Here is a 4793-nt window from a genome sequence, read left to right on the forward strand (position 1 = left end):
GGACGGGGACATAAAATGTAATTGCCATCCCTGCCGGGGAAAGAGTAAATCGTTTTCTTTTTGCTTCAGCAAGCAATTCTATTTTGTAGTTGTTATACCTCTCTATTCGTAGTAATCTTTTGAGGCCAGCTGGTCTTAGCAAATGCCGGGGTATCCTGAAGAAAATTCTATCCCCTGTATTGGTTCTGATATGTGTCTGTGGGGAAATATTTAGTATTACTTTTTTCTCCATTGTTCCAACTGAGCAGCTATTTTGGCAAGATGCTTTTCTTCAAACTTAGCCAGCCACCCCCTGCAAAATTCTACCTTTTCATAAATCTTACCAATTATTTTTTCATCCCTTTCTATTGGGTACATTATGATACGGTCTTCATCAGGTATATGGGAGAACCTCATATTATCTTCTGCGTACTGCCATTCTTCCATAAATTCATCGGTAATTACTCCGTCCGGGCAAAGTAGCTCCATCATTTTGTCTTTATTTTCCTGAATAACGTCTTCTGTAAAATCGGGTAGCACATGATACACTTCGCCGTATTCTTTCCCAGTAATGGCGAAATACCCATGCATTTGAAAATTGTATGACCGAACTACATCTGAGTTTACACACTTCATGAAATCAAACTGGCTGTAAGATGTTTTTACATCAATTATTTTCTTAGCCTTTTTTAATGTTTGACCATCAATTACATCAAGTTGCCCTTTCAAAAAATCGTTAGATAGATGGGTTTTATGCCTGAATAGATTTTGTCCTGTTACCCTCTTAATAATTTCAAACGATGTTTTCTCCATTGTACTGCCCCGATTCATAGCGGTAACTTGCCTCTTTGACTTTCGGATATGGTAAACCTGCTTCCCGTACTTAAGGTATTGATAAATAAACATCAGGTAATTCATGCACCCTTTTGATAAGGCGGTAGGGTCATAATTGTCCATTCTGAATTGAAGTTCTATTCGCTCCAAATTCATGATTTCGGTAAGTTCTGGGCGGCTTTTCAAATACTCAAGCCGGGTAAACATTTTATCTGTTAATGCACCCTTTGGCTCTGACATTATAGTACCTAACTGGGTACAAATAAGTTTAGTCTTGCTGAAATCCATTTTTTACGGCATGAAGTTTTTGCCAATCACGTTCTACCGTAGCCAATAATTTCAACTCCATGTACCCGGCAATAGTTTGCCTTTTAGCCTTTGCCACTTCCCGTATCTTGTCCAGTAACTCTTTATTTATTCTTACTGAATCGGTAGCTTCGTGTTGCTTCATGTAGTAAAGTTAAGATTTATTATTAATTCACCAAAAATTACTTTATTAAAAGGTACTTATCAATGTCTGAATTTATGTCGGCCATCATTTCTATTGCTGATTCAAGTCTGGTTTCAAATTCTGCCTGCCATTCATTGTCTATTGGGATGCGGATTATCTTTATTTGCAGTCGGGGGTCTTTTTTCCGGGGGTCATAGCTGATAGAATAGCAGTTTTTCTTACCCGTTACTGCCATATTCATCTGGTCTTGGCAATATTCTTCCCAAAATTTGTCCTTAAATTCATCAACTGATCGGATTAACAGCTTTTTCATGTGAATTGCACCGTTCCAATGGCATTTACACTCACAAATAGCATCTTCATACGGGTTTAAAATGGTTCCGTCAGGACTTCCCCCGGCGAAATCACCGTACTTTATGAAAACAGGGTTACTTATGCCATGATAGTCCACAGAAAGCCCTGTAATGTCCTGAAAACGCAATATAGCGTCCATTTCATTGGCCTTACCCCATTCAAGTTGCTTAAAATCCCTGTCCTCTGCCACCTCCCCGGTTGTTAATTCACATACAAGGCTTTGTAAATAGGTTACAGCACCATCCCCAAACAAGGTATCAACCGTTGTTCTGCGGCCTTTATTAGCCTTTTCCTCCGCAAGTTCTGCGGGGGTCATCGGTCTTTTGCCACCCTGAAACAATACGCTGCATTTTGAGGATGATATTTTCCCCAACTTAGCCATCAGCCATTGGTACTCTGATTCATTAAAGTAGTTTTGTTCTCTCATAGGTCTTTTGCTTGTACTGTTGGTAACCCGTTTTCAAACCTACCAGCATAATGATTTTTAAAAAACGCTTCAATCCTACCTATGGCTTCTTCCCATGCTTCTTCCCTTGTCTGTCCTTCCCGGATGGAAAATTCGCCGCCTAAATGCAGGTGTTCGGCCATCATTGGGTTTATGCAGTAGTTTAGCTTTACTGTTATTTTATCTTCCATGTCTTTATTGTTTTAACTTCTTAATGCGCCAATAGCAAAGTAGATTTGGCCTTAGAAAATATGATGCTTTAACCCATGACCAATGATAATACCCATCATACTAGTACTGCCAGCATACTATATCTCCTTCTTTCATATCTTAGTAGTTATTTTTTAATCTTTTGATTTTACGAATAACCCTTTGAATGGGTCATAAACCGTTTGGCAGGTGATTAGACAGTCTTCCTTAATGTCAAGGGTGGTGTGGTTGGTGGTTGTCAACTGGCTTTCCCCCTTAACGTGGAAGGTTTCGTTTACATTGTCAAGGTTGATTACCTGCTTCGCCTTCTCAATAAAATGTCCATGACTTGAAGAAGGGGCGATGTTTACTTTGGTAGTTGTCTTTGTTTCCATGTTTTTTGTTTTTTATTGTTAAAATTAATATTCGTACTTCATTAGTTTGAAATAACTGTTACCGTCAATATTGGTTAAATCCGATATTTCGGCTTCTGTCATTGAATTAAGTATCTTATTCCCTTTATCGGTAAATACGGTGCTGAACCTTTCCCCCTGCCTTTGGATATACTTTATTTCACCCTTTAACTTAGATGGAACCCGGTAAAGACTTGCTATGGCATCTTTGGCATTTTTGTTACCGGCATCAACACAAAGAAAGAACATCCTATCCGTTGACGGGCAGTAGCACCTCACAAAAGCTAATTCTATGTTATTCAGTTTGCCTTTAAAAAGTGTGTAAACCCCAATATTCATCCCTTTGGTAGTGCCTTCAAGATATTGGCTATCCTTTTCATCTACGAAGGTATCTACTTCTTTTAAATTATCCGATATGAACCTAAATAGGTATTCACTACCCCATTTTTCTTCCATAAATGATAAAATAGCCGCCTTTACTTCTTCATTATCTTCTTTTACCCAATCTGTAAATGTATATTCCTTTTTGCATAACTTCTTAAATAGTGGCCTTTTTATATTAACCCCATGCACATAATACAAATGATACCTTAACTTGCCCCCAAACTGTACCGCCGGTTCTGATACTGAATGTAGTTTCTTTTGGCTATCCCTTAAATACTTAACTGCATTTCTTGAAACAAATACACTATTTTCAAATAGTACTGCCCAAAAGATGTTTAGGTCTAATACTTTTTTATATTGGTTAAATAATTCGCTTTTTTTAAGTTTAAAACACTCCTTATCAAAAAAGTCATAATAAGATACCCACGCATTAAATGACGATATATAATAAGATGGTGTATGCCATTGTAATTTATTCTTCCTGACTTCATTCCCGACTTCATTCTCGACTTCATTCTCGACTTCATTCCAGACTTCATTCTCGACTTCATTCCAGACTTCATTCCAGACTTCATTCTCGACTTCATTCTCGACTTCATTCCAGACTTCATTCTCGACTTCATTCCTGACTTCATTCCCGACTTCATTCCAGACTTCATTCACGACTTCATTCCTGACTTCATTCCTGACTTCATTCCAGACTTCATTCCTGACTTCATTCTCGACTTCATTCCAGACTTCATTCTCGACTTCATTCCTGACTTCATTCCCGACTTCATTCCAGACTTCATTCACGACTTCATTCCTGACTTCATTCCAGACTTCATTCCAGACTTCATTCCAGACTTCATTCTCGACTTCATTCCCGACTTCATTCCAGACTTCATTTCCAGACTTCATTCCAGACTTCATTCCAGACTTCATTCCTGACTTCATTCCCGACTTCATTCTTTCTACCCACCTTATTATATAGGACTTTTGTATAGGCAATAGCAACACTTATTTCGTATGGTGAATTAACTAATATTACTTTTGGTTTTCTATTCTTTGATACTTTAAATTGGTTATAAAACCAATGTATGTATTCTTTAACTTCTTTTTTATCTGCTGGCTTGTTTTTACCAAAAAATTTATTTAGGTATAATCCCCGGTAATCAGCAAGTTTTGATTTTTGTTCTGTTGTAAGTTTTGTTACTTTCATATTATTTTGTTTTAGTAGTTATTTTTATTTTCAGGGAAGTCATTGTGTACAATGGTTATTATAGCATCAAGTATTTCCTTTGTTGGGTTTCCCCCACAACTACTTACCAATAAATAAAGGTTTATGTACTTGTCGTTTTGGGGGATGTTTGCTATGGTGCTATCTGTACTCATTGTGCTTGTTGTTTTTTAGTGGTTGTAAACTTAGTGTTCAATATAAATTATACCTATTATTGTATAGCAAATAATAAATACTGCCGGGAACCCAATTAGCCCAGTAAGAATAATATTTAAAAAAAATATAGATGGGTAAACGTCCCATATTAATAATATACCAAGTACCATAAAAGTTATCCCAGATAATGCACAACCAATAATTGATATTAAACATATAGCGTGTAGAATTGTAAAGAAGTCTATTTTCATAAAGATTATTATTTTTTAGTTTTAGACTTGGATAATTTTTCGGTTTCGGTAATTACTAATGGATGGCTTTCCAAAAGACGGGATACCGTTTCGCTGAAACTTCTATCTTCCTTAACAC

The 4793-nt window shown here is 36.8% G+C and carries 7 protein-coding genes; all 7 read right to left on the bottom strand.

Translation table 11 applies throughout. The features are described 5' to 3' along the window. Positions 1–216 precede the first annotated feature (216 nt). The 7 genes from IPJ02_18005 to IPJ02_18035 all read right to left on the bottom strand — a co-directional run bounded on the left by IPJ02_18005 (position 217) and on the right by IPJ02_18035 (position 4250). Positions 217–1101, bottom strand: a complete 885-nt coding sequence (locus IPJ02_18005) for a hypothetical protein (protein MBK7377371.1) — start codon at positions 1099–1101, stop codon at positions 217–219. Beyond that, positions 1082–1264: a hypothetical protein gene (locus IPJ02_18010; protein MBK7377372.1), complete on the bottom strand. Its 183-nt coding sequence runs from the start codon at positions 1262–1264 to the stop codon at positions 1082–1084. Before IPJ02_18010 ends, IPJ02_18005 begins: the two co-directional genes overlap by 20 nt. 37 nt (positions 1265–1301) lie before the next feature. Next, positions 1302–2045 carry a YqaJ viral recombinase family protein gene (locus IPJ02_18015; GenBank protein MBK7377373.1) on the bottom strand — a complete coding sequence of 248 codons (744 nt, stop codon included), beginning with the start codon at positions 2043–2045 and terminating at the stop codon, positions 1302–1304. Beyond that, the gene (locus IPJ02_18020) at positions 2042–2254 is read right to left on the bottom strand and encodes a hypothetical protein (GenBank protein ID MBK7377374.1); all 213 of its coding nucleotides are present in this window, start codon (positions 2252–2254) and stop codon (positions 2042–2044) included. Before IPJ02_18020 ends, IPJ02_18015 begins: the two co-directional genes overlap by 4 nt. Before the next feature lie 153 nt (positions 2255–2407). Beyond that, complete coding sequence (locus IPJ02_18025; GenBank protein ID MBK7377375.1) at positions 2408–2647, bottom strand: hypothetical protein; 240 nt, start codon at positions 2645–2647, stop codon at positions 2408–2410. A 24-nt stretch (positions 2648–2671) separates the two neighbouring features. Further along, positions 2672–3985, bottom strand: a complete 1314-nt coding sequence (locus IPJ02_18030) for a hypothetical protein (GenBank protein MBK7377376.1) — start codon at positions 3983–3985, stop codon at positions 2672–2674. Beyond that, complete coding sequence (locus IPJ02_18035) at positions 3933–4250, bottom strand: hypothetical protein (protein MBK7377377.1); 318 nt, start codon at positions 4248–4250, stop codon at positions 3933–3935. Before IPJ02_18035 ends, IPJ02_18030 begins: the two co-directional genes overlap by 53 nt. Between the last annotated feature and the right edge of the window lie 543 nt (positions 4251–4793).

It is taken from the genome of Chitinophagaceae bacterium (assembly GCA_016710165.1).
Lineage (GTDB): Bacteria > Bacteroidota > Bacteroidia > Chitinophagales > Chitinophagaceae > Ferruginibacter.

What these genes read in the sequence shown, in the direction of transcription:
- IPJ02_18020 (MBK7377374.1), bottom strand. Translation starts at nt 2,254, where the DNA reads ATGGAAGATAAAATAACAGTAAAGCTAAACTACTGCATAAACCCAATG.
- IPJ02_18015 (MBK7377373.1), bottom strand. Translation starts at nt 2,045, where the DNA reads ATGAGAGAACAAAACTACTTTAATGAATCAGAGTACCAATGGCTGATG.
- IPJ02_18035 (MBK7377377.1), bottom strand. Translation starts at nt 4,250, where the DNA reads ATGAAAGTAACAAAACTTACAACAGAACAAAAATCAAAACTTGCTGAT.
- IPJ02_18010 (MBK7377372.1), bottom strand. Translation starts at nt 1,264, where the DNA reads ATGAAGCAACACGAAGCTACCGATTCAGTAAGAATAAATAAAGAGTTA.
- IPJ02_18030 (MBK7377376.1), bottom strand. Translation starts at nt 3,985, where the DNA reads ATGAAGTCAGGAATGAAGTCTGGAATGAAGTCTGGAATGAAGTCTGGA.
- IPJ02_18005 (MBK7377371.1), bottom strand. Translation starts at nt 1,101, where the DNA reads ATGGATTTCAGCAAGACTAAACTTATTTGTACCCAGTTAGGTACTATA.
- IPJ02_18025 (MBK7377375.1), bottom strand. Translation starts at nt 2,647, where the DNA reads ATGGAAACAAAGACAACTACCAAAGTAAACATCGCCCCTTCTTCAAGT.